Below are 3,729 nucleotides of genomic sequence, written 5' to 3' on the forward strand. Positions count from 1 at the left end.
CCCGGTGTTCCTGCCGCGGCCGCTGCGCTGCGTGCCGGCCCTGCCCCGCAACGAGACCGGCAAGCTGCCGCGGGCCGCGCTGCTGGCCCTGCTGCGAAACTGAACGGGACCCGCGCGGCGCAGACATCTTCGTCACACCGCCCTGCCCAGAGTGGGCCGCGATCCCGCGCCGGGTAGCCGGCCGGGCTCGAGACGACACCCTTTATCCCGGGAGGCATCGGATGAATTTCATCATCATGTTGATCGTGGGTGGCATCGCGGGCTGGCTCGCCAGCATGGTCATGAAGACCAACGCACAGCAAGGCATCATCCTGAACATCGTGGTCGGCATCATCGGCGGGTTCCTTGGCGGCTACCTGCTGCCGATCCTCGGTCTGCAGCTCACCGGCTGGACCGGTTATCTGATCACCGCGCTGATTGGCGCGATCGTGCTGCTGGCGATCGTCAATCTGTTCCGGCGCGGCAAGATGCGCTGACCGCCCTGCGCCGCGATCCGCGAAGGCCTGGCAATGCCGGGCCTTTTTCGTGGGCGCGGGAAGTTCCGTGCAATCAAGATCCGTGCAATCAAGATCCGTGCAATCAAGATCCGTGCAATCAAGTTCCGTGCGGTCAGGATCCGCGCGGTCCAGACGTGCGCCAGCCGCGGCTCAATCCAGGTAGCCGGGCAACGCCGGCAGCGTCTGGAAGTCCTCGCGCGAGTGCTGGATCAGCACCCGCGCGCCGAGCCGGGCGACGATCCGCTCGATCCGGTCGATCGACGCCAGGGTGTCGGCGCGGTCGACGTTGAACACCGGCATCCGGCGCTCGGCCCGGTTGTCGCGGGTGTGGTACAGATCGCCGGAGAGCAGCACCGGTCCGCTGCGCGGCAGCCTGACCAGCAGCACCTGGTGGCCCGGGGTGTGCCCGGGCGCGGACAGGATCTGCACCGAGCCGTCGCCGAACACGTCGTGGTCGCGTTCGATCGTCACCGTGCCCGCGCGCAACGCGCCTTCCGACAGCGCCGGATGGGTGCGCTCCGGCGCCGGGGTCCGCCGCAGCCAGTCCAGCTCGGCGCGATTGACGATCCAGGTCGCGCGGGTCAGCGCCGGGGCGTTGCCGAGGTGGTCGGCGTGGCCGTGCGAGAACGCGAAATAGTCGACCCCATCGAAGTCCAGCCCGATCGAGGCCAGTTGCGAGGCCAGGGTGACCGGCACCGTCATCGTCACGTCCGAACCGAGTATCCGTGCCCGGCGGCCGTCGCGCATCGCCGCCAGGCGGTCGCCCAGCCCGGCGTCCCACAGCAGCACGCCACGCGGGTGCCGGATCAGGAAGCAGGACGCCTGCATCGTGCGCGAATGGCCGTCGTATTCGAAGGTGTCGGAGAACTGGCCCAGGTCCTCGAACGCCAGGCGACCGCAGTCGAGCGCATACAGGCGCAGATCGGCGGGCGGCCCGGCCGCGGCGGGCAGAGAACATGCGAGCAACAGTGCGAGCAGGGTCTTCTTCATGACGTCCTCGTCGGTTCGGGTCGTGGCGGGGGCAAGGGGTAGCGCACGCCGCCGGGCACCCGGTGCACGCACCAGGCCACCGCGACCAGGGCCAGGCTGCCGAGCGCGACCGGGAACAGCAGGAAGCTCCAGTCCGGACGCGCGAGCAGCACCAGCAGCGGGTCGGCGCCGGCCGGCGGATGGGTGACGCGCAGACCGGCCATCGCCGCGATCGCCAGCATCGCCGCCAGCGGCATCGCCCAGACCGCGTCCGGCAGCCACTGCGCGACCGCCAGGCCGATCGCGGTCGACAGCAGATGCCCGCCGATCACGTTGGCCGGCTGCGACAACGGACTGGCCGGCAGCGAGAACAGCAACACGCAGGAGGCGCCGAACGGCGCCATCAGCCACGGCTGTCCGGACAGCCGCGCCAGCGCCAGCAACAACCCGATCGCGACGCCGCCACCGATCCCGGCACGCAGCGCCGCCGGCCACCCGACCGTCTGCTGCGGCCGATGCAGGAATGCGCGCAGGCGGCGTCTCACCGGTCCGGAATTCATGGATCCGGAATTCATGGGGCCGGAGTTCATGGAGCCGGCACTCACAGATCCAGAACCAAAGTGCCGCGTGCGCGCGATACGCAGCAGCACAGGGTGTTGCCGGCGGCGCGCTCGTCGTCGTCGAGTACCTCGTCGCGGTGCAGCAGCTCGCCGTCGATCACCGGCACCACGCAGGTCGCGCACTCGCCGTTGCGGCAGCTGTAGGGGATGTCCTGGCCGTTGTCGTTGAGCACGTCGAGCAGGTTCTGCCCGGCCTCCACCCGCAGGCGCCGGCCGCTGCGTCGCAACAGCACCTCGAAGGCCTCGTCGGCGGCGGCCACCACCGCGCCCGGCGCCGGTGCCGCGGTCGCCGCCCGCAGCTGCGACTTCAGCGCCTCGATCTGGTCCTGCAGGGCCTGCAGCCGTGGCGCGATCTCCGCCTCGGTATAGCGCGGGGTGATGTGCTGCGGGCAGTTCCAGTCGACCGCCTCGACCTCCAGCACGATGCCGCGCTCGACCCGCGCCCGGTAGTCGGGCAACTCCAGCCGCGCGAGCACCATCGGATCGTCCTCGAAGTGCACCACCCGCGCGCGCGCCCACAGCTTGAGCCGCCGCCGCGCCGGATAGTCGACCAGGATCAGCGACACCCGGTCGTCGCCGGCCAGGTTGCCGACACTGATGTACTGGCGGTTGCCGCGGAAGTCCGCGAACCCCAGGGTCCGCTCGTCGAGCGCCTTGAGGAAGCCGCGCGGACCGCCGCGGTGCTGCACGTAGGGCCAGCCCTGCTCGCCGACGCTGGCGATGTAGAACGAATCGCGCTCGGCGATGAACGCCGCCTCGGCCGGACCGATGCGATCGCGACGGTCCTCGGCCAACTCGTGGGCGAGGTTGCTCTCGCGCGAGCCATAGCGCTGCTGCGCGGCCTTGACCGGTCCGGTGAAGGCCAGTTCGGCGAAACGGCGTGCCATCGGAGTCTCCCGTCCGCCTCAGGCGACCTGGGCCAGTTCGCCGGCGCCGACGCGGGGGAAGTCGATGTCGACCTGGCTGGCGCGGCCGATCATGTTGGTCAAGGTGTTGAGGGCGACGTGGACGATGATCTCGACGATCTCCGCGTCCTCGTAGCCGGCCTCGCGCACCGCCTGCAGCTCGGCCTGGGTGACGTCGCCGAGGTTGTCCATCACCGCCCGCGCGAACGCCACCGCCGCCGCCGCGCGGGCGTCGCGGGAACGGCCGGCCCGGTTGAGCAGGACCTCGTCGCCGTCGAGGCCGGCACCGGCGGCGAGCGCGGTGTGCGCCGACAGGCAGTAGTCGCAGCTGTTGCGCTGCGCGATCGCCAGGGCGATGCGCTCGCGCGTGGCCGGCTCCAGGCGACCGGCGCCGGCGATCGAGAACAGGCCGAGGAAGGCTTCCAGCGCCGCCGGCGACTGGCCGAGCACGCGGATGAAGTTGGGCACGCCGCCGAGTTGCCGGGTCACCGCCTCCAGCAGCGGACGGGTCTCGGCGGTGGCCTGGCGGGGATCGATCAGGGCGATGCGGCTCATGGTGCGCTCCAGGTGTGGGGGAATGGGCACACTCTATTGCTGCGCGGAAAATATAGAATCAGCGCGGTTGGTAAATTTCTATTTCAATTTTCGCATCAATTTTTCGTATCAATGGACCGCTTCCACGAAATGCTCGTCTTCCAGGCCGTCGCCGAGCGCGGCGGCTTCGCCGCGGCGGCGCGG

Annotated in this window: 5 protein-coding genes; 1 reads left to right on the forward strand and 4 read right to left on the reverse strand. The window is 70.2% G+C overall.

Going from position 1 to position 3,729, the window contains the following annotated elements:
* The first annotated feature begins 221 nt into the window (after nucleotides 1-221).
* A complete protein-coding gene (locus FKV24_RS14535; protein ID WP_111265098.1) occupies nucleotides 222-476 on the forward strand; it encodes a GlsB/YeaQ/YmgE family stress response membrane protein in 255 nt (84 codons plus the stop codon).
* 171 nt (nucleotides 477-647) lie between these two features.
* On the opposite strand, the gene FKV24_RS14540 is transcribed toward FKV24_RS14535, so the two are convergent.
* The 4 genes from FKV24_RS14540 to FKV24_RS14555 are packed head-to-tail and all read right to left on the reverse strand — an operon-like array spanning nucleotide 648 to nucleotide 3,546.
* Nucleotides 648-1,487, reverse strand: a complete 840-nt coding sequence (locus FKV24_RS14540; RefSeq protein WP_141482899.1) for an N-acyl homoserine lactonase family protein — start codon at nucleotides 1,485-1,487, stop codon at nucleotides 648-650.
* Nucleotides 1,484-2,026 (reverse strand): HPP family protein, encoded by a 543-nt coding sequence (locus FKV24_RS14545; RefSeq protein ID WP_141482900.1) that lies wholly within the window; start codon nucleotides 2,024-2,026, stop codon nucleotides 1,484-1,486. Before FKV24_RS14545 ends, FKV24_RS14540 begins: the two co-directional genes overlap by 4 nt.
* Before the next feature lie 41 nt (nucleotides 2,027-2,067).
* Nucleotides 2,068-2,973 (reverse strand): 2Fe-2S iron-sulfur cluster-binding protein, encoded by a 906-nt coding sequence (locus FKV24_RS14550; RefSeq protein ID WP_141482901.1) that lies wholly within the window; start codon nucleotides 2,971-2,973, stop codon nucleotides 2,068-2,070.
* Between the two features lie 18 nt (nucleotides 2,974-2,991).
* On the reverse strand, nucleotides 2,992-3,546 hold the full coding sequence (locus tag FKV24_RS14555) for a carboxymuconolactone decarboxylase family protein (RefSeq protein WP_111265096.1): 555 nt from the start codon (nucleotides 3,544-3,546) through the stop codon (nucleotides 2,992-2,994).
* Nucleotides 3,547-3,729 lie beyond the last annotated feature (183 nt).

The sequence above is a fragment of the Marilutibacter maris genome (assembly GCF_006546735.2).
Lineage (GTDB): Bacteria > Pseudomonadota > Gammaproteobacteria > Xanthomonadales > Xanthomonadaceae > Marilutibacter > Marilutibacter maris.